Genomic DNA, 26,972 nt, shown 5'->3' with positions numbered 1-26,972 from the left:
GGAAAATAAACATATGAACGCACAGCTAGAACCAATTCATGTTGGCACCGATATCCTCGATGCTATCTCCAACGGCTACTACCATGCCCCACACGATATTCTCGGTCCACACTCTGATGGTGAGAATGTCACTATTCGGGTTATCCGGCAGTTAGCTGACGACGTCACGATCATCACTCCTGATGCCGAATATCGTGCCACTCACGAATACAACGGTGTATGGGTGGCCGTTCTGCCCGGCGCCGAGATCCGCGACTATCGTATCCGCGCCCGCTATGGCGACTTTGATTCGATTGGCGATGATGGATACCGGTTCTTGCCAACAATCGGAGAAATGGACACGTACCTGTTCAACGAAGGACGCCACGAACGGCTCTGGGAAGTCATGGGTGCCCGCCTCGTTTCCTATGAAACACAGATGGGTATCGTATCTGGTACTGCGTTTACCGTATGGGCACCAAATGCGAAGGCTGTCCGTGTTGTTGGCGATTTCAATGCTTGGAACGGCACCGTATCCGCAATGCGCACAATGGGAACATCTGGAGTATGGGAACTATTTATCCCCGGCGCTAAAGAAAATGCCCGCTATAAGTTTGAACTCCAATTCCCTGACGGTTCCTGGCATCAAAAAGCCGATCCGTTCGCTCGACGAACTGAAGTCCCACCGTCAACAGCTTCAATCATTACTTCCTCTGATTTCACATGGAGTGACGATGAATGGCTTACCCAACGTAGCGCAACAGATCCACACACTGGCCCAGTTTCCATTTATGAAGTCCATTTAGGCTCATGGCGCATGGGGCTTGATTTCAAGGATCTCGCTGAACAACTTATCGGCCACGTCAAGTATTTGGGTTTCACCCATGTTGAGTTCATGCCACTAGCCGAACACCCGTTTGGTCCTTCATGGGGATACCAAGTTACTGGATATTATTCGCCAACTGCACGATTCGGAACTCCAGACGAACTGCGCTATCTCATTAACGAACTCCACAAGGCTGGTATCGGCGTCATCATGGATTGGGTTCCAGCCCACTTCCCTAAGGACAATTGGGCATTGGCACGTTTCGATGGCACACCACTATTCGAAGATCCAAACCCGCTACGTGGCGAGCATCCAGACTGGGGAACATATGTTTTCAACTTTGGTCGCAACGAAGTCAAAAACTTCCTTGTCGCAAACGCCTTGTATTGGCTAGAAGAGTTCCATATTGACGGTATTCGTGTAGACGCAGTTGCCTCCATGCTTTATCTTGATTATTCCCGCCAAGCCGGACAGTGGGAACCAAACCAGTATGGCGGGCGAGAAAACCTCGAAGCTATCTCATTCATTCAAGAAGCTAACGCCACTGCTTACCGCAACCACCCTGGCATTATGATGATCGCAGAAGAATCTACCTCGTGGGAAGGCGTAACACGCATGACCTCCGAAGGCGGACTGGGTTACGGCTTAAAGTGGAATATGGGATGGATGAATGACACCTTGCGTTATATGCAGGAAAAGCCAATCAACCGTCGCTGGCACCATGGAGAAATCACCTTCTCTTTGGTTTACGCCTTCTCCGAGCAATTCGCTTTGCCAATTTCGCACGATGAAGTTGTTCACGGAAAAGGCTCACTGTACGAGAAAATGCCTGGTGATGCGTGGCAAAAGCTTGCCGGTGTACGGCTACTTTTCGGCTACCAGTGGGCACACCCAGGTAAACAGCTACTATTCATGGGACAAGAGTTTGCCCAGATTTCCGAATGGAACGAAGGCAAGGGTCTTGATTGGTGGCTAACGGATAATCCTAACCACGATGGTGTAATGTCCTGCCTGGCTCGCTTGAATCAGGTCTATAAGGAGCATCCGGCCTTATGGTCTGACGATTTCACGCAGCGCGGTTTCGAGTGGATTGACGGATCCGACGGGGATAACAACGTCCTAACATTCATCCGTAAGTCCTCGATCGACGACGATATCGTGGTTGCGGCAATCAACTTCGCTGGCACCCCCCATATGGATTACCGTATTGGTTTGCCAGAAGCTGGTGAATGGGAAGAGCTAATCAATACTGATGCTCTCGAATATGGTGGATCCGGCGTTGGAAATATGGGCGCGGTACATACCGAAGACGTCCCATGGAATGGCCGGGCACAGTCTGCCCTAGTTCAGCTACCACCACTCGGCGTTGTCTACTTAACACCAAAGAAGTAGCACATTACATTAATCTATGAGGGGCCTGGGTTCACGTTAGAACCCAAGCCCCTCTTCTCTCTATACTTACATAAATCATTCGCTCTACCCATACACAGAGCATCCTCACCAGCACGAATCATTGCTCAAGCACAGGCCATTGTAGAAGTACAAAAACAAGGTGGCGGGATGTGCACTGTTGCACATCCCGCCACCAGTATTACTTGAGAGATTAGCCCTTCACGGCACCACCGGTCAGGCCAGAGACAATATACTTTTGCAAGAACAAGAACAGCAAAAGAATTGGTACCGCAGCCACAATGGATCCAGCTGCGAACCAGTCCCAGTTCTTTTCGTTGCCGCCAACCCACAAATTCATTCCAACAGCGAGTGTCCAGTTCTCCTGCGAAGTGAGAATAGTACGTGCCAGGATGAAATCATTGAACGAGCTAATAAAGCTCAGCAAGCCAACAACTGCAAGAATCGGAATAACCAACGGCATGATGATCGTCCAGTAAACCTGAGAATGGGTCGCACCGTCAATCTTGGCCGCCTCATCAAGTTCCATAGGAATGGAGTTAAAGAAGCCATACATAAGGAATGTGTTAGCGCCTAATGCGCCACCAAGATAAACGCAGATCAAAGCTAGCTTTGAATCTATGCCTAATACTGGGAATACATCACCCAATGTGGTCAGCAACAAGAAAATAGCAACGAAGGTCAGCAACTGAGGGAACATCTGGATAACCATCAGCGACATCAACGTCATCTTACGTCCCGAGAAACGGAAACGAGAGAAGGCGTATGCTGCGGCAGCACCCATCAAAACCGTACCAATTGCTGTTGTAATACCCACGATCAAGGTATTAGAGAACCAGGTCCAAAACATTGTATCCGACAGTTCGGTAAAGTTTTGCGCCGAAACGGACGAGAACATCTTGTTAGCGCCCGTCAGCGTTGTTTTGATATCGGGGTTTAACGCTGCTGAGATAATGTAGAGAATCGGAAAAGCAGCATATAAAACTGCCAAAATCGCAACCAGATGCCGAAAACCTGTTTCACGGAACCATTTACCAAATGGGACCTTATTGGCTGTTACCGCTGGAGTTACAACAGTCTTTTCCATGATCACAGTGCCTCCATCGACTTAGACTTCTTGAACGAGTAGAGCGATACTGAACCAACAATCAAGAAGATTACCAACGACATCGCTGCGGCCAAACCATAATTTGGTGCAGCTTCACCAGTCAAACCAGCAATCTTGTAAACCATTGAGATGAGAATATCAGTATGTCCAACTGGTACTGATGCATCACTCATACGTGGTCCGCCGCCATTGAGCATGTAGATTAAGTTGAAATTGTTGAAGTTAAATGCAAACGAAGCAATCAACAACGGAGTTAACGAAATCATCAACTGCGGCAAGGTGACATTACGCCAGACTTGGAACGAAGTTGCACCATCAATCTTAGCTGCTTCAGTAAGCTCACCAGGGATGGCCTGTAACGCACCGGTAACAATGAGGAACATGTAAGGGAAGCCCATCCACAAGTTCACCAAAATAACCGAAACTTTGGCCATGGTTGGATCTGTCAGCCATGGAATCTCCATACCTAACATTTGGTTAAAGAAACCATAGGTTCGATTCATCAAACCAGCAAACAAGAAAGCTGTCATGAATGATGGGAAAGCATAAGGCAAAAGCAACAGCGTCCGATATAGTTTACGTCCTTTAAGGCGCTCATCATTGAGCACAATCGCCAATAACATGCCCAGCAAGAACGTCGTCACCACAGACATAAACGCAAAAATAACATTCCACACAAGAACTTGGAAGAATGGTTGTGCGTAACGGCTATCGCCAAAACCTTTCACGAAATTATCGAAACCGACAACTACTCGCCAACCAACGTTGATATTTGAACCATCTTCAGCTTCGAAGAAGCCAGTTTCACCATTTGCGTGGTAAACAGTTCCAGTAGTTAAATCAGTCATCGTGTCAGCATCCGCGTCGTAGGCCATCGTCGAAACAAACTGATATCCCACGGTACCTGTCTGAGTTCCAATAGAACCTTCATCTGGATCATCACTCATCGGGACACGCAACTGAGTAACTTCGCCTTGACGAGCACCAAGCTCGGATAACGGAACAATCCTATAGCCATTAACTTCAGTAATCTGAGTACCGGTGAATGTACCGTCAACTTCAGTCAACTTCTGGCTTTCCGTACCCGCCTTCAGAACCTTCTCATCAGGATCAATAACAGCGAAACCTAATTCGCCATCCTTCTCCACAACTGCCAAAGGATACTGGGGCGAGTTTTCCACCCGCTGAGAAGAGTTCTGCAAAAGAATCGACTCGATTGCCGTTTGCTTATCCAAGGTATGCTGGTGACCGTAATTAGTAAACGCAATGTATGCCGTATAAACAATAACAAAGGCTTGGAAAATCAGTAAAAATACCAGACCAGGTGCTAAATATTTCAAAGCCAATGTACGACGGGAAAAGTAAATCCAATCGAGGGCCAATAAAAGCACGGTCATCAAACTTCCGAGAATGGTTGAGCCCACCCCGAAAGCAGTGAAAATAATAAAGATACCTAGCGCGTTGACGATACCCATCAGCACAAGCTTAGTGATAAAACCGAATCCCCATTTAGTAGCGGATGAATCCTGTTTAGCTCGCTCTGCCCGCTGTGCTGCCCGTCTCTTCGACGCCTCACTAGGCTTGATCATCTGCGACATTTTATTCTCCTAATAAAAGAGCACGGCCCCACCACAAACCTGGCGGCGAGGCCGTAACTCTCAAATAGATCAGTTCTTAGCAATTTCAGCTTCGATATCTGAGATCATCTTCTCCCAGATAGCAGCTGAATCGCCACCGCCCATTACCTGAGCTTCCGTCGCGCCCCAGAAGCCCCACACGGCACCCATTTGTGGGAGTGCAGGCATTGGGAGACCAGCTTCGCCGGCCTTAGCGAAACCAGCGGCAACTGGATCAGACTTGATCTTTTCTGCTGAAGCCTTGAGAGCTGGGGTACGCTGACCAGCTTGGTAAAGCGCATCTTGAACTTCTTCAGTTCCAACGTAGTTCACGAGGAAGTCAGTTGCGAGCAACTGGTTCTTCGAGGTTGCTGAGATGAATCCACCCTGAACGCCAACGAATGGTGCAGCTGGCATATCACCAGCAGATGGGATTGGATCAACGGCGACGTTCATATCCTTGAAATCGCCAAGCATCCATGGTCCACCAAGAATGAATGGAACTTCACCGTTCTTGAACGCTTCGACGACGATGTCATAGGTCCATGCCGTGGAAAGTTCACCAGCAGCAGACTTATCAGCCAACCACTTTGCGAACGCGGCGCCCTTTTCACCACCAAGGTTGAGTTCTGGAGTATAGTTGCCATCTGCATCGGTCTTAAAGACTGGACCGGTGAATGACGATTCGAATGGGTACATGTGGAACGGATCGCCCTTTTCGCCAACCTGAACCATGAACGGCGTCTTGGCTCCGGTTGCCTTACCTGCTGCAATCATCTCATCGAATGTTGCTGGAGTTGGATCCTTAGCAAGGTCAGCATTACGAATAATAGCGATGTTCTCAACAGCGTATGGAACACCGTAGGTCTTACCTTCGTAGGTGAAGCCCTGAATTGCTAGATCAGAAAAATCCTTAGCCTTATCACCTAGTTCAACTGGAGCAACGATACCGTTGGTAACGAATTCACCCAACCAATCGTGTGCACCGAAAGTGATATCTGGGCCCTTGCCTGTTGGAACCTGAGCAGCGAACTCAGAACGAATCTGATCGTTTTCCTTAACGACGAGTTCAACCTTGTTTCCGGTTGCTTCTTCGTACTTCTTTGCTGCAATTTCAAAGGCGGGCTTACGATTATCGTCTACCCAAACTGTGAGTGCTCCTTCTGACTGATTTTCAGAAGCAGTAGTTTTTCCCTCATCGGTCTTCGCTGAGTTATCCGATCCACAAGCTGCTAAACCGGTCACAGCCAAGCCTACAACAGCTACGAGTGCAATGCCACGACGCATATTTTTCTCCTCAAGTATTTTAACTTTGGCATATGTGAGCGTATGCGAACACCACTGAAATTGAGCGACGCTGCCCAGATGCCGTGTAATTAAGTATAACGGTGAAATTCGCTTATGCAACACTTTGCACAGTTCATGCAAAACAATTATCAATCTGTTATCAAAAAACTCTTATTTACACTTGTATCATAGCGGTATCTTTATATGTCAGTTCCTTGCAAAAGGAGCAAATTAAACCTGTTTCACGGTAGAGTAGTTGATCGAATACCATTTATTTTCTGCAAGCTTTCTTCTCGCAGACGTCTAGCAAAGGAGCTCACATGGCGAAGCGGATTAGGTTAGCTGATCTGGCTACCCAAGCAGGCGTTTCAACCGCCACAGTATCCCGAGTGCTCAATGGCAAACATTCAGTTGCTCCAGAAACTCGTCAAGCTGTTTTAGCAGCCCTCGATCTGCTTGGTTACGAACGCCCTGATCAACTCCGAGAGCGCAATGGTGGTCTCATCGGTCTTATTTTGCCCGAATTAACTAATCCTATTTTCCCGCAATTTGCGCAATCTTTAGAAGGCCTGATGACATTGCATGGCTACACGCCACTTGTCGGTACGCAAGTAGCTGGGGGCGCCACTGAAGATGCCTACGTTGAAGCAATGTTAGAACACCGCGTTGATGGGCTCGTTTTCGTCTCTGGCTTACACGCTGATTCAACAGCTAATCTAGAACGCTACCATCGCATTACTGCCCGAGGTATCCCCTTCGTCACTATGAATGGTTTCAACCCCGGTCTTACCATGCCGGATTTCTCTGCCGACGATGCCTCCGCCATTCGTCAAGCCATTCGTCATTTAACTGGATTAGGCCATCGCAAAATCGGATTGGCTACTGGCCCACTGCGCTTTGGACCAGCCCGCACCAAAACTGAAACCTTCCTAGAAACCATGGCACATATGGTGCCACATGAGACTGCCTACCACGCTCATACGTTATTCACCGTCGAAGGCGGGGTATCAGCCTGCGCCGAGCTTGTTTCTCACGGTTGCACCGCTATTATTTTCGCCTCTGATGTCATGGCTTTCGGCGCTATCCGCTACTGCCAGTCTTCTGGATTATCAATCCCGGACGATTTATCAATTGTTGGTTTTGACGACTCCCCACTCAACGCTTTCACAAATCCGCCTTTGACAACGCTTCACCAACCAGTCAAAGCAATGTGTGACGCTGCTGTCACAACTCTACTTGGAATGATTAGTGGGACGCATTCCCCAATCGGCCCAATGAAATTTGAACCAGAGCTTATTGTTCGCGAGTCAACTGCGCTACCACGTCGTTAATCTTTTTTGAAAGGAGAATAGTGCTAGTTCATCAACAGACCACCCCGAATCAATGGTGGGAAGATGGGGTTATCTATCAGATTTATCCGCGTTCTTTCGCCTCATCTCATGGAAAAATTGGTGACTTAAAGGGCATCACATCACGCCTTGGTTATGTCGCCGAATTAGGTGTTGATGCGATCTGGCTCTCGCCTTTTTATCGTTCACCCCAACGAGATGGTGGATACGACGTTTCTGATTACCGGAGCGTTGACCCGCTTTTTGGCACTAACGACGACGCGGTTAACCTGATTAAAACTGCGCATGAATTCGGTTTGAAAATTATTGTTGATTTGGTTCCTAATCATACCTCTGATGAGCATATCTGGTTCCAAGCAGCTCTTGACGGTGATCCAGTCGCCCGCGAACGCTATTATTTCCGGAACAGTTCCGACGATAATCCGCCAAATGATTGGATCTCTATTTTCGGTGGTTATGCTTGGACACGTGTCTGCGACCGTGCAGATGCTCCCGGGAGCCCCTGGGAAAACGACACCAGTTGGTATTTGCACTTATTTGATTCCTCGCAACCTGACCTGAATTGGGACAATCCTCAAGTACGAGACGAATTTGATGACATTCTGCGCTACTGGCTCACGCTTGGCGTTGACGGTTTCCGGGTGGACGTCGCACACGGACTAGCAAAAGACCCACAGCTCCCTAACTGGCAATATCACTGGGATATGGTTGCTGGCGGTGGTGAAGTTCCTCAAGATGTTCCCGCTCCGCCAATGTGGAACCGTCCCGAAGTTCATGACATATACCGTCGCTGGCGCAAGGTACTCGATGAGTTTGGACCTGACCGGATGCTTGTTGCTGAAGCCTGGGTTGAAGGCGAAGATAATTTAGCCAAATACGTCCGCCCTGATGAAATGAGCCAAGCATTTAATTTTGCATTCTTGCTCACGCCATTTAACGCGAAAGATTTACGCGAAACGATTCGTACTTCGCTTGTTGCCATGGACGCAGTTGGCGCCCCCACCACGTGGGTTTTATCGAACCACGACGTCGTTCGGGCAACCTCGCGCTTAGGCCTTTCGCGTACCGGAAAAGGACCGAACGGTATTCGATCTTGGGAAGAACAACCTGATGGCGAATTAGGCCGCCGGCGAGCATTGGCAGCTCATTTGCTACAAGCTGCATTGCCTGGCTCTACCTATATCTATCAAGGCGAGGAACTTTCGCTCCCGGAACACACGTCCCTGCCTGATGAAGTCCGTGAAGATCCAGCATTCTTCCGCACTCAAGGGCGCGAAGCTGGCCGTGATGGTCAGCGAGTGCCGATGCCATGGCAGGCAGACGAGCCAGCGTTCGGGTTCTCATCCTCGGGCGAATCATGGCTCCCACAACCCGACCAGTGGGCACAACTAGCAGTCGATGTGCAACAACGTCAAGCCACGTCCTCGCTCAATCATTTCAAGCGAATGATTGACTTGCGTAAGGTATTGGCGATGGGCACATCAACACTTGTCGACTATGCCCCCGATGCCAACTACCTCTACTATCTATCGCAACATTCCCAGCGCGCCGATGTACACGTCGTCGTCGCATTCGATGAGCCGATCACGTTACCGGAAGATGCTAATCTCCTCATTGCAACGTGCGAGATAACTGACGGAATCTTGCCACCAAACTCTGCCGTATGGTTCGAACGCGGATCCGAACGGCGCAACTAGATCACTAGAACAGTGCGTTGGTCAGCGCTTTGCGGGTGTCAATGACAAGTTGCGAGTGCTGGCCAACCACATCAAACAAATCAAGAAGTCGGCTACGGGCTTGGTCGCGTTCCGATCCGCTCGTGGCCTTAATAACCTCTAGTAGTCGAGCAAACGCTGCCGGAGCATCACCAAAAGACAGCTCTAAATCGGCTGCCGACAGATGGATATCAACCTCTGTTAACGGCGCACTGGCAGCACTGTGAAGAATACTTTGCGCACCTAATGCTGATCCTTGTGGGTTGATAGCTTTCACACGCTGTAACAATTCAACTTGATGAAGCGCTACCTTGGCGTCAGCATCAGCAGGATTTTCTTTGAGCGCGGTGCTGTATGCCTTATGCGCACCCGCCAGATCACCAGCTTCTAAAGCCGCTAATCCTTCTTTGTGTAATGGCGGAATTTCTGGTTCTGGCGCAGTCCCGTTTGGATCCCCATCGAGCTGGCCAGTTAGTCCATATTGGTTACTTGCTTCAAGGAGCTTATCAATCGTTGCTTTGAGCGATGCTTGATCTGGCAGACCTTGGAATAGCGGTACCGGTTGGCCCTGCAACATCGCAATAGCCGTAGGAACAGCATTAACCCCGAAGGCACCTGCTACTGCCCGTTGCGCAGCTGCGTCCACCACAGCAAGCTGAATACGCCCCTGATAGCCTTCAACAATCGCGGTAAGTTGTGTTACCAGGGTGGTGGCGTGTTCTGATTCTGGTGCCGAAAAAACGAAGATGACTGGCAAGCTCATAGAGGTTTGTAAGGTCTGTTCGAGGTTAGCTTCGGTAACGTCTAGAACGAACGGACCAGGGATTAACGACGACGTCTCCGGCTGAGGCTGAGCTGGTGACGGCGTTTTTGGCGCTAACGTGGAAAGATCGACGACTCCCCCAAAACCTGGCATACTCATTTTCATCCTGCTTTCGTAACGCTTAACAAGGCGGGCACTGAAGCACCGATAACGTGGACCGGCTCTGTGGAACCTTTAGGCGGAACATAGAAGGCTACTGTTGTGGAGTACTGTGCATCAACTGGGTTATCGACGACGACGATTCCGTCTTTTTTACCTTCACCTAGGGCACCGATAAGTGAACCAAGTTTTAAGGTTGCACCATCCTTTGTACGGGTGACGGTCATATCATAACGAACTTCACCGACGACGATCAGCCCACCATCCTTTGTGGAAACCGCACGAATATCTTGGTTAGGCACCGAAAAAGCTAATTTTGCTTCGCCTAACTGGTTTAATGCTTGGTTCAAGTCACTTGCTTGTTTTGCGGTTTGGGTAAAAAGCGGATCGTTTTCGTTGAAGGCAACATCACCCATCTCACGCGATGTTGCATAGGCGGCATACGCATCTAGTACGGTTGCAGGATCAACTGCATACTGGCTTGGATCGTTCTCCAAATACCCTTCTTTACTATTTTGAGTATTAACTATTTCGATTTTGGGCGGAGACGGAAACATGTCGATTGCGGCCCACAGTTGATAATTCTGCCGGGCACTAGCTTGCTGCCATACAGCGATTGTGCCGATGCCACGCGGAGTTTTACTGACGTCAACGGCCATAAGCGTACGTGGAAACGCTGTTCCAGATGCCATTGTGGCTTCTTTGGGATCTAATGCAATCGATGTGGGAACGGTCGTTTCAGTGATTTTAGCGAGATTGTATTCAGCTTCGCGCTGAGCCTTGAGCGGACCGGCGATACGGTCACCAAAGGCACCAATATCATGGTTCTCATCTGCCTGGCTAAGAAGATCTGTTACCTGTTGAGCTATCTCCTCATATTTGTCAGCTGGGAGGATATTAGCGGTCTTGGTCACTGGTTGCGGTTCTGGCAAGGCATTGTCTTGGGCGCAACCTGCCAGCGCAGCTGTACTAACAGCGATAAGAGCAATAGTCAGACGTGTTTTACGCATGTTTACCTTCTTCTTTCTGCGCTGGGCCCCAGGAGAAGTTCCATAGCGAGCGCCAATCTTTATCAGAGTTACTGGCTTGAGTGGAAGTAGTGTTGTGCTCCGAAGTATATGTGCGAGATTCTGGCGAATCTGTGCTTTCTTCAGCAAGAGAATCCTCAGTTTCACCTGCATGCCGTAATACGATACGATCTTGCGGATCTAGTGGCCGGTCTCGGAATTCTGCACTACGAGCCGAGCCGGGCAAAACTGTAGCACCCAGACCTGCCGCGGTATGGACACGTTGTATCTCTCGCTCAGTTGTCGGGGCGGCGAGGTCGCTGTCGAAAGCGATCAGCTCAGTAGTAGGCTGATGGTGTCCACGAGAGCGTAACTTGACCGAAGGCTTGTGTGTCATAGAGCGCAGAGCCAATTGTTCCTGATACCAATTCAGCAATAGGAACGTGCCAATTAGGGCTAGTAGAATACCTATAACGTAGAAAACCACCGGATTGCTAGTGTCACGAGTGCGCACCCATTGCAAAGTTACTTCTGGAGATTGCCCTTGGGAAGTCGTCGCAATTAAGACTTTGTCATCAATGGTCTTTGCATCTAATTCGACGCTCACAGTATTCATCTCATGGCCTTCGTCTGCCCACATATCAGAGCCGAGAAGACCAAATGTTTCTCCCGTCACTGCCTGAGCTACCTCATCACTACCTTCGGGTGTTCCGTCAGATGAGGTGATTTCAAGGGCTTGCCAAGATTTAAGACCAACAATATTTTGTACTGGAGCTTGGCCAACAAACGCTTCCACATCGCCTGGGGTTCCTAATGCCCATTGAACATCGTTTCCCGGCGATTGCAACGTGACGACGACGTCACTATTGACAAGTGTTAGCACTCCAGACGCAGTGGTCGTAAAAACTGCTGATTGCGCAGGTGCAGAAAGTTTGACATTCGTCTCTTTCTGCTGCGCCACTGAAATGACGAATGTACCTACTACGATTGCAACCCCGGCTATCAGGGCGATAATCCCAAGAATTCGCTTCATTGTTCCGCTTTCCTCGGCTACACACAATATGTAACGATTAAATAACGATACCTTATTCGGAGGTCTCCGACACTCTAATGTGAGTTAAGTGACCTCCGGAAGGTAGGCTTAAGCTACAACACCTAGTATATGGAGGAATGTGACATGGCAGAGGAACCTCTATTCCCAGTCGTCATGCGTGGCTATGATCGCGCACAAGTCGAGGAGCAGATAACTAGCTTAGAATCACACCTTTCTACCACTCGAGCTCAAGTAGCTCAGTTAGATGAAGAAGTTCTTAAGCTTTCAGCGCAATTAGCTCAAGCGCAATCCGCCCTCAAAGAAAACGATCGTCCGTCCTACTCTGGTCTCGGTACCCGCGTCGAACGTCTCTTAAAATCAACCGAAGAACAGGCTCTTGATCTCATGACTCGTGCCCGCCAAGAGGCTTCCAGCATCGTCGAAACGGCACAAGAACGCGCAGATCAACTACGGCGAGCAGCGCAAGCAGACAGCCAAAAAACACTTGCTCAAGCACGCACTGACGCTAGTACGCACATCGAACAGGCCCGCGCCGAAGCTGAATCAATCTCCACTATTTCACGGCAAACCAGCGAAGAAATCGTCTCTTCTGCAGAACGTGAAGCAACTCGTCTGCGCACCCAAACACAAGCAGAAACATCCGCAATGCGCTCAGCAGCCGAACACGATGCCGCTCAGATGCGTGCCACTGCCCAAGCCGATGCTGCCGAACTGAGAGCAACGACCGAAACTGAGCTTGCCACGCTACGCGCCGAAACAGAAACCTATATCGCCCAGGCCAAAGCAGCTTGTGACCAGGATATAACCGAGGCTAAGGCCACCGCGGATCGGACGATCGCGCAAAGTCGAGAAACCGCTGCAAAAGAATTGGCAGCCGAAAATGAGCGCCTGACCGAGCAAGCAAACCAGATGGTCAGCAAAGCCGAAGCCGATGCCCGCAGCGCCGAAGAACGTCTCATTCAAGCAACTCAACGTGCCTCTGAACTGACCTCCACCTCGCAAAACGAGGCCGCGGAACTACTCAACAGCGCACGCAGTGAAGCTACAACGATTCTCGCTGACGCTCGCACACAAGCTGAGCAAATCATCGCTCACGCTCACGAAGATGCCAACCGCAAGATTAGTTCCGCAACCGAAGAAATCAACGCGCTCAAAGAACAGCGTGAGTCCCTATCCTCTTACGTTGAAGATATGCGTGCAATCCTCACTGGATCCGAGCGATCCCTCGCTCTCAACGAGGTCATCAACTCGGCCAGTGACAAGAATTCTGACTCCGAAAACTAAGCTGACACGCCCGCACGAGACACAAACTCAGCCAATGCCTGAGCTAGTTCTTCGGGTTTTTCATCTGCCGTAAAGTGCCCCGCACCCTCGATCTCGATGATGCGGGGTTTCTTTGCTTTCAGAGCCAAATTCATAAAGTATTCAAGCGACGCAGTTGGATCATCACTACCACGAATCAAATAAACTGGGCCATCAACAAGCTCAAGAACATCACTACGATCTTCCCGATGAGCTAACGCCCGCTGAATCCACGCCAAACCATCCCCCGGTGCTGCTTTGAATCGAGCAAGTAAAGACTCTTGAACCTGTTCGGTTACCTGCGAGCCCGTCATCGAATCTTTCCACTGTGCCAAGATTTCAAAAGCCCGGCCCTGCTCAGCCAAGTCTGCCATATGACGACGGAATTCCTGGCGTTGCGCACTATCAGCTCCAATGCCGGTATCCATCAGCGCCAATCCGGCAATCATCTGCGGATAGGCAGCCACGAAATCAGCAGCAACAGAGCCACCCATCGATAACCCGCCAAGCAAAATACGCGAGACACCTAGCTGATCAAGAGTTTCTTTCAACGCACGAACATAGACATCAGTAGAGGGCTCACCAGCCGCCAGTTCACTGCCAGAGACAGAATCACCAAAGCCAGGTGCGTCAACCGTTATCAAATCTATAGAACCGAGAAAATCCCGAACTTGATTCCACATTGACGAATCAAGAGGCAAAGCGTGTAGCAACACTAACGGACAATCCGAAACTACGCCAGTACGGCGATAAGATAATGTAGTCATGCTTAAACCGTAGCACTGACCATCCACATATTTAACTAGTTGTTATCAATTGGCTGAAAATACTATTATCGCCGGCGTCCTCGAGCATTCCAACAACCGGTATGCCAATGGCGTCGATCTTGCTGGCCAAACTCGCGCCCTAAAATATGATCTTCAGTCCATGCAACTTCATGGGCTTCCCCCACCCGAATCGTGCCATAGCACCCTGGGCAAACATACTCTTTGGCAGCCGAATTAATATGATGCACTTTAAACTCTCGCCCATCACGGCCATGCTCAATCCGGGTATAACCCATCAGCGCATACGAATTAATCTCCCGCACTGGGCGAGAATATTTCTTCGACCGGCGCATTAGAACAGCCGATCTTCAGGATGGTCAACCCCGCGCATCGCATCATAATCTAAAATGACACATTCGATACCGCGATCTTCCGCCAACACTCGGGCCTGCGGCTTAATCTCTTGAGCGGCAAAAATACCACGCACCGGCTGCAACGTCGAATCACGCCCAAGGAGCTCAAGATACCGGGTCAACTGTTCAACGCCATCAATTTCACCGCGTCGTTTAACTTCAACCGCAACATGTCCGCCGTCCATATCCAAAAGCATCAAATCCACTGGACCAATCGCAGTCGGGTACTCCCGACGGACCAACTCAAGATTATCCCCAAGAACATCGACTTGCTCAGCTAGTAGCTTTTGCAAATGTGCTTCCACACCGTCTTTTACCAGTCCCGGTTCCGTACCTAAATCATGAGAAATATCGTCAAAAATTTCATAAATGTTAATACGCAACACATCATTGGTTTTGTTGTGCTCAATCGACCACGTTTCTTGTACACCAGCGGCACGATCAGCCTGCGCAACATCGACCTGCGTCAATGTTGCCGGTGGGGACATCCAATTCAAAGGCTTATACGAGCCCCCATCGGAATGAACCAACACCGAACCGTCCTGCTTTATCATAAGTACCCGAGTAGCAGGTTCTAAATGTGCATCAAGTCGGCCAGAATAATCCACACTACAACGAGCAATGACAATACGCATAGACTTTTACCACTAACTTTTCCTTAGAAAACACGTTAAAACAGTTCTGGTTCTTCTACCGGAGGAGCAGAATCAATCCACGATACTATACCAGAAACTGCTGACGGCGTCGTCGCTAACGTCCACGTGCGCTGAGCGCGAGTAATACGAACTACCTGTATTTCGTCACCTGACGCCGGCTCGACAGCAAAATCGAGCTCTCCTCGTCGCCATACGACATTGGGACCTGGACGTAACGAACGAGTCGAATACCAAGCAAGCTCAAAGGGTTTAAATACCGCCACTCCGGTTTGCCAGCGATCTTGCCCTGGTTCCCGCAGGGCTACGTGGAAGGAGCCACTGCGGGAAAACAGAATACGCAATCTGATAAGGGCATATATCCCGACAACGATAATAACGCTGGCCACAATAACAAGTGACCACCATAGAAACCCCGGTATCACCGTTACTGTCCTTCGTAATTTTCTACAACAACCATGACGTCGTCATGATCCACTGTCAAAAATCCCTTACCAACCCAAATCTCTTGCGATTGGCCATCAACAGTAACAAACCGAACTTTACCCGGCATAACAACTGACAAAACAGGTGCGCGACCAGGAAGAATACCCAACTCGCCGTCGTAAGCTGGCACAACTATCTCGGTGACGTCACCCGAATACAGAACTCCGGAACGAGCAACAATTTCCAGCTTCATCAGCGCATATCCTGTTGAAGCTTATGCCACGTGCGCTCAATATCTTCAATACCGCCAATATTGAAGAATGCCTGTTCTGGAATATGATCGTATTCGCCATCTGTAATCCGACGGAACGCTTCAACTGTTTCAGCAATTGGAACAGTTGACCCTTCCACACCTGTGAACTTCTTCGCGGTGTACGTGTTTTGTGACAAGTACTGTTCAATACGACGAGCACGTGCCACAGTCACTTTATCTTCTTCAGATAGTTCATCAACGCCAAGAATCGAGATGATATCTTGGAGCTCCTTATTCTTCTGCAGAATCGACTTCACCTTCGTTGCAACATCGTAGTGTTCTCTACCTACATACTGTGGATCCAAGATACGCGAGGTGGAAGTCAATGGATCAACAGCTGGATACAAACCACGCGAAGCGATATCACGCGAAAGCTCAGTGGTTGCATCCAAGTGCGCGAAAGTCGTTGCCGGAGCCGGGTCAGTGTAATCGTCAGCTGGAACATAAATTGCTTGAAGTGAAGTAATCGAATGTCCACGAGTTGACGTAATACGCTCCTGAAGAGCACCCATTTCATCAGCCAAAGTTGGCTGGTAGCCAACTGCCGACGGCATACGCCCAAGCAACGTAGAAACTTCTGATCCTGCTTGGGTGAAGCGGAAAATGTTATCGATGAACAGCAAAACGTCCTGGTTTTGAACATCACGGAAATACTCCGCCATCGTCAAACCAGAAAGCGCAATACGCAACCGCACCCCTGGTGGCTCATCCATCTGACCAAAGACCAGCGCGGTCTTATCTAAAACACCGGCGTCTTCCATTTCATGGATGAGATCATTACCTTCACGAGTACGTTCGCCCACGCCAGCAAAAACTGAAACACCGCCATGGTCTTGTGCCACACGCTGAATCATTTCCTGAATCAAAACAGTCTTGCCAACACCTGCACCACCGAACAAGCCGATCTTGCCGCCTTGGACATACGGTGTTAGCAAATCGATAACCTTAATACCGGTCTCAAACATCTTAGTTTCTGGCTCAAGCTCATCGAATTCCGGAGCCTTGCGGTGAATCGGCCAACGCTCATTTACCTCAAGGGTTTCGCCCTCTGGAAGATTCAGTACCTCACCAGTAACGTTAAAGACATGTCCCTTAGTCACATCACCCACTGGAACGGTGATTGGCGCGCCGGTATCGATAACTGTAGCGCCACGTACCAATCCATCAGTTGGTTTCATTGCGATGGTGCGCACGATGTTATTACCAAGATGCTGAGCAACCTCAAGAGTCATCTTAAGAATATTTTCGCCTTCGCCCTGACCCGAAAGATCCACTTCCGTAATCAGCGCGTTATTTAACTGTGGCAACGCATCTGGCGGAAACTCCACGTCCACAACAGCGCCCACGACCTGAACGATACGTCCAGTGGTCACTCCCTGCATATTGTCTATTGCAGTCATTGTTATTCCTTACTGTGTCCCAAGCAGAAGGGACATTTAGCTTTTACCCAGGCTGTCTGCGCCCGAGATGATTTCTGTAATTTCCGTGGTGATTTCCGCCTGCCGTGCATTATTGGCAAGACGGGTGTAGGACTCGATAAGATCGCCCGCATTCTCCGTTGCAGAATGCATCGCTTGTTGCCGGGCAGCCAATTCTGAGGCAGCCGACATCAGCATAACCGAGTGGATTCGCTGGCTAACATACATCGGCAACAACTCATCGAAAACCTTTTGGCCAGACGGCTCGAACTCATATAGCGGTTCACTATCTGTATCAATGGAGGAATCGCCGTCAACAATTTGCAACGGGAGCATCCGCCGAACTTCAACTGTTTGGGTCACCATAGAGACAAATTGCGTGTAGATCATGTAGAGCTCAGATACCCCGCCTTCATCAGCATCAGCAAGGAACCGGGAAAGGAATTCCCTGGCAATCTCGAACGACGTCTCGTCAGAAGGTTTGTCTGATTCTCCGGTCCATGAGTGTTCTACCGGTATATCACGGAACCTAAAATAGGAAGCTCCGCGCCGTCCAGAAACGTAAAGCACCGGGTCTTTTCCGTCTTCTTTGAGTTGAGCGATAAGCCGCTCAGATTCGCGCAAAATTGACGACGAATAAGCTCCAGCCATACCGCGATCAGAGGTAACGATAAAAACGATAACGCGATTGGTGTCCGTTCGCTCTTTGATCAATGGATGATCTTCATGAGCATGTGCAGCCACTGTTGCGATTGATCGAGTAAGTGCTTGCGTGTACGGATCTTGCCCAAGCGCACGATCACGAGCCTTGCCAATACGTGAAGCCGCAATGAGCTCCATCGCGCGGAAGACTTTTTCGAGCGTTTTCGTTGCTCGGATCTTTTGTTTATAAATCCGTTGTGCGCCTGCCATCATCAGCCTCGCTTCGGACGAACGATCTGCTCTTGAGACTTAATTGCCTCTGGCTCATCATCAGTTGGATCAATCGTCTCGTTATTGGCTACAAATCCGGCACGGAACTCTTCAACCGCTGCCCGCAAGGCATCTTCAGTTTCTGTTTCAAGCTTGCCGGTAGCAACAATATCTGCCAAAACGTTTGTGTTGGTATGTAGGTGACGAATCAATCCAGCTTCAAACTTAGCCACGTCAGCAACATCGATATCATCAAGATAACCGTGCGTGCCAGCCCAAACCGAAGCAATCTGATCCTCTACTGCATACGGCGTGTACTGTGGTTGCTTGAGCAGTGCCATGAGTCTCTCACCGCGGGTAAGTTGCTGTCGTGTGGTGGCATCAAGATCAGAAGCAAACATAGCGAATGCTGCCTGTGCGCGATACTGCGCGAGAGTGATCTTTAGTGTTCCAGCAACTTTCTTCATTGCTTTCGTTTGGGCGTCACCACCGACGCGGGAAACTGAAATACCAACATCGACTGCTGGACGCTGATTTGCGTTAAACAAATCAGACTGCAAGAAGATTTGGCCATCAGTAATGGAAATAACGTTTGTTGGAATATACGCGGAAACGTCATTCGCCTTAGTCTCAATAATCGGCAAACCAGTCATTGAGCCGCCACCGAGTTCATCGGATAGCTTCGCACAACGTTCGAGTAGCCGTGAGTGTAAGTAGAAGACGTCGCCTGGGTAAGCTTCGCGCCCCGGTGGACGGCGTAATAGTAGCGATACAGATCGGTATGCTTCGGCTTGCTTAGACAAGTCGTCGAAGACGATGAGCACGTGCTTTCCGTCGTACATCCAGTGCTGACCAATAGCCGAACCGGTATATGGAGCGAGGTATTTAAAGCCAGCTGGATCTGATGCCGGGGAAGCCACAATGGTTGTGTATTCCAGCGCTCCGTTACGCTCGAGCGTTGCGCGAACTTCTGCGATGGTTGATCCCTTTTGACCGACAGCAACGTAAATACAACGTACTTGTTTCTGTGGATCACCAGTTTCCCAGTTAGCCTTCTGATTCAAAATAGTGTCCACAGCAAGTGCTGTCTTACCTGTTTTGCGGTCCCCAATAATAAGCTGACGCTGGCCACGCCCAATTGGGATCATGGCATCGATTGCTTTAATACCAGTTTGTAGTGGCTCGTGGACTGATTTACGTGCCATAACGCCTGGAGCTTGGAGTTCGAGTGCACGGCGAGTATCAATTCCGCTAATTTCACCCAGACCATCAATTGGTTTGCCCAACGGGTCAACAACTCGGCCAAGATAACCATCGCCTACCGGAACAGAGAGAACTTCTCTGGTACGGCGCACTTCCATGCCTTCATCAATATGGGAGAAGTCACCAAGAACGACGACGCCGATTTCACGCTCTTCAAGGTTCATCGCCAAACCTAGTGTGCCGTCTTCAAATTTGAGGAGCTCATTTGCCATTGTACCCGGCAGTCCTTCAACGCGGGCAATGCCGTCTGCGCTGAGGGTGACATGTCCGACTTCTTCGCTGCTCACTTTTGTTGGCTCATATGAGCTAACAAAGTTATCCAGCGCTGATCGGATGTCGTCGGGCTGGATTGTTACTTCAGCCATTCATCATTCCTTCGCTCGAAGCAGCCCGAAAGCTGCCAGTTCTATTTCAGTTAGTAAATTTTTCTCGCAGTGCCGCAATTCGGCTGGCAAGTGTCCCATCGATCACATCATCGCCCACGTGAATTCGAATACCACCGATAACGTCGGGATTCAAAGTCACATGGATGGCAACGGCTGTGTTGTAGGTTCGGGTAAGAATTTTCGTAAGTCGCTCTTCTTGCGCCCTAGTAAGCGGAACCGCACTGATAACCGAAGCAACGATATGATGATCGAGGTCAGCTGCCAGATCGAGATACCGCGTAAGAGACTGCGCCAAGGTTCGGCCTCGTTCAATACGGACGACCGCCCGCGCGAGTAACTCTTTAGTGTATGTTCCGTACTCGTGAAAAACTTTCCGAGCTAGTTCAGCACGTTGCAGCGGCTCATATAGTGTGTCACTGAGTGTCAGGCGCAATCCGCGTTCATTGCGCAAGGTACGCAAAATAACGTAAAGCTCTTGCTCAACATCAGTTAGTTGCCCAGATTGCTTCGCCCCGACTAACAACGTGTGAATACCAAGGTACTCAAGGGCTAGTGGGAGATCGCCGTTTTCTGACCAGTGATCACGCGTCAGCCCCATCAACAGTTCGACGACGTCTTCACGCACCTTACCGCTGAAAATATCGTGCGCAAGTTGAGCACGGCTATCTTCACCACGGGCGCTGTCTTCCATTGCGGCGATAACGTTGGGATAGCTACAGAGAATATCAATAACCGCAAAAATAGCATTCGCGCTATCGATTTCCATTCCTGGCGTATTGCGTAATACCGCATCCCAACGATCGCGTGCCCGGTCAAGAGCCGCTATACTTCCCGAACGCATTAGGCCTCCTGATGAGCTGAAATCGTTGAAACTTCTAGTTCGTCAAGGAATCTGTCTGTTACCCGCTGGGCTAGCTCACTGTCAGTCAATGCCTCACCAACAATACGAGCAGCCAAGTCCGTTGCTAACGCGCCCACATCAGAACGCAATGTACGACGTGCCGCGTCAGTGTCTGCAGCGATACGCCGGTGCGCGATGTCAAGGATCTGGTCAGCATCAAAGCGGGCCTGCTCTTGAGCATCTGCAACAATAGCTTTAGCGTTAGCAGTTGCTTTCTCGCGAATTTGCTCTGCATCTCGATGGGCATCACGAATCTGATCAGCAAGATCAGCGCGTTCCGCATCAATCTCTACGCGCGCAATTTCTGCCGCCTTAATGCCGTGTTCGATTTTTTCGGCACGCTCATCGAGCATGGCGATAAACGAAGGCCAAGCAAACTTATAGATCGCCAGCGCTACAATCAAAAAGGCAACGGTACCCCAGATAAGATCCGGCACTGCCGGAACTAGCAACGAAAAGCCAGAGCCTTCAGTTACTGCAAGGATAGTTGAACTTAGCATCAGTATCACGCAGCGAAGACGAAACCAGCCACGAAGCCAATAAGGCCGAGTGCTTCAGCGAATGCGATCGACAGAATCATATTCACACGCAAATAGCCTTTAAGTTCTGGCTGACGAGCGGTTGCCTCTTGGTTTTTTGCACCGATAAGGCCAATACCAATACCTGGGCCAATAGTTGCAATACCGTAACCGATGGTGGCGATGTTACCGATCATTGGAGTTTCCTTTGTTTGTATGTCTCAGTGTTCTGAGATGGATAATGAAATGTAGACGGCTGCAAGCATCGCGAAAATGTATGCCTGCAATGCGCCAACAAAAAGCTCGAAGACGACGAAAATAACGCCTGCGAGAAGTGTCAGACTTCCAAGTGCTACGCCAAATTTTCCGGCGATCTGGAAGTAGAGGTAATGTGTCCCCAAGAAACACAAAACCAAAATAAAGTGTCCAGCGACCATATTCGATAAGAGACGAACTGTGAGAGTCAAAGGACGAAGAACGAACGTTGATAAGAATTCTAGCGGAGCTACTAGGACATAGACCGGTGTGGGTACTCCCGGTGGGAAGAGTTGTTCGCGCAAGAATCGACCAAACCCACGAGTTTTAATTCCAGCAACAACAAAGCCAACAAAAGCAAAAAACGCATATACGAGTGGCATGCCGATAAGTGATGTGCCGGCGATTTGCAAACCTGGAATCACTCCAGTGAGGTTCATAAACAAGATGCCCAGAAAGAGTGTGGCCAGCATGGCCTGATACTTTTCAGCATGTTCTTTACCTAAAATTTCTTCACCGATTTGTACCCGCGAAAAATCTAGTAAAGACTCCACTGCTGACTGAGCCCGAGAAGGAACAAGTTTTGCATGACGTGAATACCACACCATCACAGCAAGTAAAACAAAAACGGCAATAAGCCGAACGAGGATTAGTCGGTGAATCGCAAACGGGGTTCCAGCAAAAAGTAGCGGATCTGGATTGAATTCATGTTCAAGACCAGGAGCGACAAATCCATCGCCAGAGTTTGATGCAAGCAGAATCGGCACGGTTCTCAGAGTGGTTAGCAAAGAAAGCACAGTTCTTAATTTCCCTCAGTATCACGTGGATTAAACTTGGAGCCATTTGCGAGCACAGCACACAGCCGGACTTCCAGGTACGAACACGGATAACTCTACCCGATATTCTCTCCCTTAACCAAAGGCAAATAAGTAGCCTTACAACAAGTATTGCTCATTCTTCGATTTCTGGGCCCTCAGTCCGTATGACAATAAAACCCATGACGCTTATCCAGATCATAATTCCACATATTATTGAAATTGCCACGATATTAGGAAGGAAAATATCCCACTTAATAAGTGAGATGAAAGTCCCAATTATTAGGCCTAATTTCACCACATAGCCGCCGATAGCACTCACCGTCGTTAAGGAAGTTACCCGGTCTCCAATATGAGATACGATAAGCGAAACGGCATTCATTACGCAGACAACAGCGCCACCCAGCACAACAGAAGGAACAATGTGCATTATGCCACTAAGGGCCATTATCAGCGTGGCTATAACTGTCATTAGTCCCACACCGATGATGCTCCACAGCGTGGCTCTCGAAATAATCTGATCAGCAGTTAGGCGCTGGCCCGGTTTTCGCTTCACATTACTTCCATTGCGCACGAATATACTCGACTTTTTCTTTCATACGCCGAGCAATCAACTCCCGACGCGCTGCAAAGACCCGCGAAGTTACAGCAATTGCCCCTATCACACCTAAAAGCGCCATCGGCACCACCCACTTTAACGGGAAAGCCACCCCACAAACTGCACTCACCGAGGCTACTGCAGTCCACATATACAACACCAGCACTGCATTCGTATGTGAATGTCCATGCCGTAAAAGTCGATGATGTAAATGTCCAGCGTCGGCCGAAAAAGGAGAACGTCCCTGAGCCACGCGACGAACCACACCCCACACCAAATCCACTAGCGGAATGATAAGAATTAACAACGGTACAATTAACGGCATATAGGCCGGGATAGCCTCTGGCGTATTCGCCGCTGCCGGATCGATTTGGCCAGTAACAACAATAGAAGCACCAGCAATAATGGTCCCCAGCATTAACGCTCCCGAATCCCCCATAAATATCCGGGCAGGATGAAAATTGTGAGGCAAAAACCCAAAACATATTCCCACTAAGGCAGCGACCAATGCCGTTGCTACGGAAGTAAAATCACCAGGCGAGTTCTCTCGGGTCAGATAGTAGGTGTAAGCAAAAAACGACAATGCCGCAATTCCAACAACGCCAGCCGCTAAACCATCCAGCCCATCAATAAAGTTCACTGCGTTAACGACGACGACAACCGCAACAATAGTCACAAATAAAGTTAGTCGTGCAGACCCAACAGTCAGGCCGAGTAGCGGAACACTCACCAACTGCACCCCAAACCACACCATTACTCCAGCAGCCAACATCTGGCCGGCAAGTTTGGCATACCACGGCAACTCATAAATATCATCAATAATTCCGATACAGCATATGATCCCGGCGCCAGCAACCACTGCCCATGCCACAGAGCTATCCCCTAAAACACTATGGAAATAAGGAATTTGCGAAGCAATAACAAGCGCTGAAACGAAACCCAGATACATTGCCACGCCCCCTAAGCGGGCAATGGGCACTTTATGAACATCGCGAGCTCTAATTTGTGTTACCGCCCCAACAGCAAGCGAAATTCGATGCACTACAGGTACAAGCAAGTAGGTCACGATTCCGGCCATAACCATAATCAGCAGGTAAGCCCTCACGACGTCACCTCAAGACTCACAATAGTTGCTATATCATCCTGGCTGATAGCACCGTCACGTAAAACGTCATAGGTATCGGAATCGTGGTTCCACCGCACAATCGTTGACGGCACGCCACCTGGTGAGGTTCCGCCGTCAAGATATACGGCAACTGCTTCTCCTAACTGTGCAACAGCTTGGGATATTTCCACAGCCGGTTGTTGCCCAGTTTTGTTAGCTGACGTCACTGCCAACGGGCCAACTCGCTGCAAAAGCTCTAAGGTCACAGCATCATCTGGCATCCGCAGCGCAACAGTTCCGAAGGTTTCTCCTAAATCCCAACCTAAGGTTTCTTTAGCAGGCAAAATAATCGTCAATGCACCAGGCCAAAACTTATCCATTAACCTGTGCGCACTTTGTGGGAGCTGAGCAACTAATGAACGTGCTTGTTCAATAGATGCAACAAGAACCGGTGGTGGCATCGCGCGGGTGCGTGACTTTGCCGCCAATAAGGCAGTAACCGCGTCATAAGAAAACGGGTCTGCGCCAATGCCATAAACGGTATCGGTTGGCAAACATACCACATGCCCATGAGTAACGGCCTGATGGGCAACGTCTAATGCCACATCAAGATCTTCGTTTGTATCAACGATCATCTTTCCCCTTTTCGGCATAAAGCCAGCGATCTCGACCAGTCAAATCAACCCCAGTGTGGGCGGTATAAAAACCACACCTACGCGCATGAGTAACTAGAGCTGAACCTTGGTTGTCACCATGTTCCATCACTAACACGCCTCCTGGTCTGAGCATATCGAATGCACGTATAACCAGTTCGCGTGGCACATCTAAGCCATCTACTCCTCCACCGTACAACGCCTGCGGCGGATCATGGTACACATCTGCAGGGAGATTTTGCTCCTGTGGCACATAAGGCGGATTAGAAATGCACACATCGACTTTGCCATTAAGCTCTGGCAAGGCGGTGCGTGCGTCGTCGTGAATCAGCGTTACCGGCTTACCATAACGGGCATTGTTTTCTTCAGCTACCGCAAACGCCGTGGCATCACGTTCCACACCCCATACCCGGCTGGTTGGTATTTCTGTTGCAACAGCTAACGCAATTGCTCCAGATCCAGTACACAAATCAACGACGATGGGAGTCTTTTTCTGCATCGCTGTCACGGCGTCAAGTCCAGCTTGAGTCACCATTTCAGTTTCGGGTCGCACAATGAAAGCACCTGGCCGGCTGATGAGTTCCAAATATCGAAACCACATCCGACCAATAATATGTTGCACCGGCTCATTTGTTGCGCGGCGAGATATTGCCTTGTCAAAGCGTTCTTCGTCAGCCACAGTTATCGTCTGGTGCCCAAGTGGTACCTGGCTAACGATCCATTCGGCTATCAATCGAGCATCAACATCTGGAGATGGCAAACCAGCGTCGGCAAGGAGCATTGTGCCGACGCGTAACTTCTGTGCCCAGGTAGTCATCAACCAGTGCCTTATTTCGTTTCAGTTGCGTCTTTCGCAGCCTGATCCAAGCGTTGAGTTTCATCCATCACGCGCAGTGATTCAATAATCGGTGCAAGATCGCCATTGAGGACGGCGTCTAGATTGTGTGCTTTATAACCAGTACGATGATCAGCAATACGGTTTTCGGGGAAATTATAGGTTCGCACACGTTCGGAACGATCCACTGTTCGAACCTGTGAACGACGCTGATCAGCTTCCTTCGCTGCCTGTTCTTCAAGTTGTAATTGGCGAAGCCGCGCTAAAAGAACACGCATAGCTGCTTCGCGATTCTTGATCTGAGATTTTTCGTCTTGCATTGAAACCGTAATACCAGTCGGTAAGTGGGTGATGCGCACTGCCGAATCGGTGGTATTAACCGACTGGCCACCTGGGCCAGAGGAACGGAAAACATCGATACGAAGTTCGTTATCCGCAACTTGTACTTCTTCTGGTTCATCTACTTCAGCAAAGACGAGAACGCCAGCAGCCGATGTGTGGATACGTCCTTGAGATTCTGTGGTTGGCACTCGTTGAACACGATGTACACCAGCTTCGAACTTCAAATGTGCCCACACTCCGTCGGCTGGATCTTCAGATACAGATGGTGATTTCACTGCCATTTGAATATCTTTATATCCGCCCAGTTCCGTTGGCGTAGCTGACAATACCTGAACGTTCCATCCTTGAGATTCAGCGTAACGTTGATACATACGCACTAAATCGGCAGCAAACAAGGCAGACTCTTCACCACCTTCGCCAGCTTTAACTTCTACGATAGCGTCACGCGGATCGTCAGGGTCGCGCGGAATCAGAGCATCACGAAGACTAGCCGCGGCAGCAGCGGCTTCTTCTTCTAATCGCGGGAGTTCAGATTCAAAAAGTTGTGCGTCCTCACCGCCTAATGAGAGAATCTCACGCACGTCAGCAAGGTCAGCCGCGGCCTTTTGCCATGTGCGATATCGAGAAACGACGCGTCCTAGTTGAGCATATCGCCGGCCTAAGCTTCGCAGTTTTTCCGGACGCGATAAGACCTCCGGTGAAGACATTTGATCTTCGATCTCCTGGTATTCTGCCACCATCGCATCAGCTGCGGGAAATGCACTCATTATTGTCCTTATATGTTGACGGCTGTCGGCCGGGTTTTATGACGGCGCCGTATCCGC

At 49.5% G+C, this 26,972-nt stretch carries 27 protein-coding genes; 4 read left to right on the top strand and 23 right to left on the bottom strand.

Annotated elements, in window-relative coordinates:
* Positions 1-13: 13 nt before the first annotated feature.
* The gene (gene glgB / locus HC352_RS01865) at positions 14-2,197 is read left to right on the top strand and encodes a 1,4-alpha-glucan branching protein GlgB (protein WP_168917329.1); all 2,184 of its coding nucleotides are present in this window, start codon (positions 14-16) and stop codon (positions 2,195-2,197) included.
* A 211-nt stretch (positions 2,198-2,408) separates the two neighbouring features.
* Here glgB and HC352_RS01860 read toward each other — a convergent pair whose 3' ends face one another.
* From HC352_RS01860 to HC352_RS01850, 3 genes are all read right to left on the bottom strand, one after another.
* Positions 2,409-3,302, bottom strand: a complete 894-nt coding sequence (locus HC352_RS01860; protein ID WP_168917328.1) for a sugar ABC transporter permease — start codon at positions 3,300-3,302, stop codon at positions 2,409-2,411.
* 2 nt (positions 3,303-3,304) lie between these two features.
* Positions 3,305-4,921, bottom strand: coding sequence for an ABC transporter permease subunit (locus HC352_RS01855; protein ID WP_168917327.1), 1,617 nt, complete (start codon positions 4,919-4,921; stop codon positions 3,305-3,307).
* A 69-nt stretch (positions 4,922-4,990) separates the two neighbouring features.
* Entirely contained in the window at positions 4,991-6,226 is a 1,236-nt protein-coding gene (locus HC352_RS01850; protein WP_168917326.1) for a sugar ABC transporter substrate-binding protein, read from the bottom strand.
* Between the two features lie 320 nt (positions 6,227-6,546).
* On the opposite strand from HC352_RS01850, the gene HC352_RS01845 reads away from it, so the two are divergent.
* Both HC352_RS01845 and HC352_RS01840 read left to right on the top strand, forming a co-directional pair.
* Positions 6,547-7,557 carry a LacI family DNA-binding transcriptional regulator gene (locus HC352_RS01845; RefSeq protein ID WP_168917325.1) on the top strand — a complete coding sequence of 337 codons (1,011 nt, stop codon included), beginning with the start codon at positions 6,547-6,549 and terminating at the stop codon, positions 7,555-7,557.
* 20 nt (positions 7,558-7,577) lie between these two features.
* Positions 7,578-9,272, top strand: coding sequence for a glycoside hydrolase family 13 protein (locus tag HC352_RS01840; protein ID WP_168917324.1), 1,695 nt, complete (start codon positions 7,578-7,580; stop codon positions 9,270-9,272).
* A gap of 4 nt (positions 9,273-9,276) precedes the next feature.
* Here HC352_RS01840 and HC352_RS01835 read toward each other — a convergent pair whose 3' ends face one another.
* Genes HC352_RS01835 through HC352_RS01825 form a run of 3 tightly spaced genes read right to left on the bottom strand, consistent with a single transcriptional unit; the run spans position 9,277 to position 12,252 of the window.
* Entirely contained in the window at positions 9,277-10,212 is a 936-nt protein-coding gene (locus tag HC352_RS01835) for a tetratricopeptide repeat protein (RefSeq protein WP_168917323.1), read from the bottom strand.
* Positions 10,213-10,214: 2 nt separating this feature from the next.
* On the bottom strand, positions 10,215-11,222 hold the full coding sequence (locus HC352_RS01830) for a hypothetical protein (protein ID WP_168917322.1): 1,008 nt from the start codon (positions 11,220-11,222) through the stop codon (positions 10,215-10,217).
* Positions 11,215-12,252, bottom strand: coding sequence for a hypothetical protein (locus HC352_RS01825; RefSeq protein WP_168917321.1), 1,038 nt, complete (start codon positions 12,250-12,252; stop codon positions 11,215-11,217). The genes HC352_RS01830 and HC352_RS01825 overlap by 8 nt, the downstream gene beginning before the upstream one ends.
* A gap of 144 nt (positions 12,253-12,396) precedes the next feature.
* On the opposite strand from HC352_RS01825, the gene HC352_RS01820 reads away from it, so the two are divergent.
* Complete coding sequence (locus HC352_RS01820) at positions 12,397-13,557, top strand: coiled-coil domain-containing protein (protein ID WP_168917320.1); 1,161 nt, start codon at positions 12,397-12,399, stop codon at positions 13,555-13,557.
* Here the strand turns inward: HC352_RS01820 and HC352_RS01815 are convergent.
* The 17 genes from HC352_RS01815 to prfA form a co-directional block, all read right to left on the bottom strand.
* On the bottom strand, positions 13,554-14,342 hold the full coding sequence (locus tag HC352_RS01815) for an alpha/beta fold hydrolase (protein WP_168917319.1): 789 nt from the start codon (positions 14,340-14,342) through the stop codon (positions 13,554-13,556). The two genes, HC352_RS01820 and HC352_RS01815, sit on opposite strands and share 4 nt — an antisense overlap.
* A 65-nt stretch (positions 14,343-14,407) precedes the next feature.
* Positions 14,408-14,695, bottom strand: a complete 288-nt coding sequence (locus HC352_RS01810) for an Rv1322 family protein (protein WP_168917318.1) — start codon at positions 14,693-14,695, stop codon at positions 14,408-14,410.
* Positions 14,695-15,390 (bottom strand): endonuclease NucS, encoded by a 696-nt coding sequence (gene nucS, locus HC352_RS01805; protein ID WP_168917317.1) that lies wholly within the window; start codon positions 15,388-15,390, stop codon positions 14,695-14,697. Before nucS ends, HC352_RS01810 begins: the two co-directional genes overlap by 1 nt.
* Before the next feature lie 35 nt (positions 15,391-15,425).
* A complete protein-coding gene (locus tag HC352_RS01800; protein ID WP_168917316.1) occupies positions 15,426-15,833 on the bottom strand; it encodes a DUF2550 family protein in 408 nt (135 codons plus the stop codon).
* A gap of 2 nt (positions 15,834-15,835) precedes the next feature.
* On the bottom strand, positions 15,836-16,087 hold the full coding sequence (gene atpC, locus HC352_RS01795) for an ATP synthase F1 subunit epsilon (RefSeq protein ID WP_168917315.1): 252 nt from the start codon (positions 16,085-16,087) through the stop codon (positions 15,836-15,838).
* Positions 16,087-17,547, bottom strand: coding sequence for a F0F1 ATP synthase subunit beta (gene atpD, locus HC352_RS01790; RefSeq protein ID WP_211080689.1), 1,461 nt, complete (start codon positions 17,545-17,547; stop codon positions 16,087-16,089). Before atpD ends, atpC begins: the two co-directional genes overlap by 1 nt.
* Positions 17,548-17,583: 36 nt before the next feature.
* Complete coding sequence (locus tag HC352_RS01785) at positions 17,584-18,477, bottom strand: F0F1 ATP synthase subunit gamma (RefSeq protein ID WP_168918563.1); 894 nt, start codon at positions 18,475-18,477, stop codon at positions 17,584-17,586.
* Between the two features lie 2 nt (positions 18,478-18,479).
* A complete protein-coding gene (gene atpA, locus HC352_RS01780) occupies positions 18,480-20,105 on the bottom strand; it encodes a F0F1 ATP synthase subunit alpha (RefSeq protein ID WP_168917314.1) in 1,626 nt (541 codons plus the stop codon).
* A gap of 46 nt (positions 20,106-20,151) precedes the next feature.
* Positions 20,152-20,967 carry a F0F1 ATP synthase subunit delta gene (locus HC352_RS01775; RefSeq protein WP_168917313.1) on the bottom strand — a complete coding sequence of 272 codons (816 nt, stop codon included), beginning with the start codon at positions 20,965-20,967 and terminating at the stop codon, positions 20,152-20,154.
* On the bottom strand, positions 20,967-21,527 hold the full coding sequence (gene atpF / locus HC352_RS01770) for a F0F1 ATP synthase subunit B (RefSeq protein WP_168917312.1): 561 nt from the start codon (positions 21,525-21,527) through the stop codon (positions 20,967-20,969). Before atpF ends, HC352_RS01775 begins: the two co-directional genes overlap by 1 nt.
* 5 nt (positions 21,528-21,532) lie before the next feature.
* The gene (atpE, locus tag HC352_RS01765) at positions 21,533-21,742 is read right to left on the bottom strand and encodes an ATP synthase F0 subunit C (protein ID WP_168917311.1); all 210 of its coding nucleotides are present in this window, start codon (positions 21,740-21,742) and stop codon (positions 21,533-21,535) included.
* A 24-nt stretch (positions 21,743-21,766) separates the two neighbouring features.
* Complete coding sequence (atpB, locus tag HC352_RS01760) at positions 21,767-22,567, bottom strand: F0F1 ATP synthase subunit A (RefSeq protein WP_247645209.1); 801 nt, start codon at positions 22,565-22,567, stop codon at positions 21,767-21,769.
* A 184-nt stretch (positions 22,568-22,751) separates the two neighbouring features.
* Positions 22,752-23,171 carry a hypothetical protein gene (locus HC352_RS01755; RefSeq protein WP_168917310.1) on the bottom strand — a complete coding sequence of 140 codons (420 nt, stop codon included), beginning with the start codon at positions 23,169-23,171 and terminating at the stop codon, positions 22,752-22,754.
* A gap of 1 nt (position 23,172) precedes the next feature.
* The gene (locus HC352_RS01750) at positions 23,173-24,318 is read right to left on the bottom strand and encodes an MraY family glycosyltransferase (protein ID WP_168917309.1); all 1,146 of its coding nucleotides are present in this window, start codon (positions 24,316-24,318) and stop codon (positions 23,173-23,175) included.
* On the bottom strand, positions 24,315-24,953 hold the full coding sequence (locus tag HC352_RS01745) for an L-threonylcarbamoyladenylate synthase (protein WP_168917308.1): 639 nt from the start codon (positions 24,951-24,953) through the stop codon (positions 24,315-24,317). Before HC352_RS01745 ends, HC352_RS01750 begins: the two co-directional genes overlap by 4 nt.
* Positions 24,943-25,788, bottom strand: coding sequence for a peptide chain release factor N(5)-glutamine methyltransferase (prmC, locus tag HC352_RS01740; protein ID WP_168917307.1), 846 nt, complete (start codon positions 25,786-25,788; stop codon positions 24,943-24,945). The genes HC352_RS01745 and prmC overlap by 11 nt, the downstream gene beginning before the upstream one ends.
* Positions 25,789-25,799: 11 nt before the next feature.
* Entirely contained in the window at positions 25,800-26,915 is a 1,116-nt protein-coding gene (prfA, locus tag HC352_RS01735) for a peptide chain release factor 1 (protein ID WP_369801254.1), read from the bottom strand.
* Positions 26,916-26,972: the final 57 nt, after the last annotated feature.

The organism is Arcanobacterium buesumense, assembly GCF_012563545.1.
In the GTDB taxonomy this organism is placed as follows: Bacteria; Actinomycetota; Actinomycetes; order Actinomycetales; family Actinomycetaceae; genus Arcanobacterium; species Arcanobacterium buesumense.
This window is presented reverse-complemented; position numbering and strand designations above follow the sequence as displayed.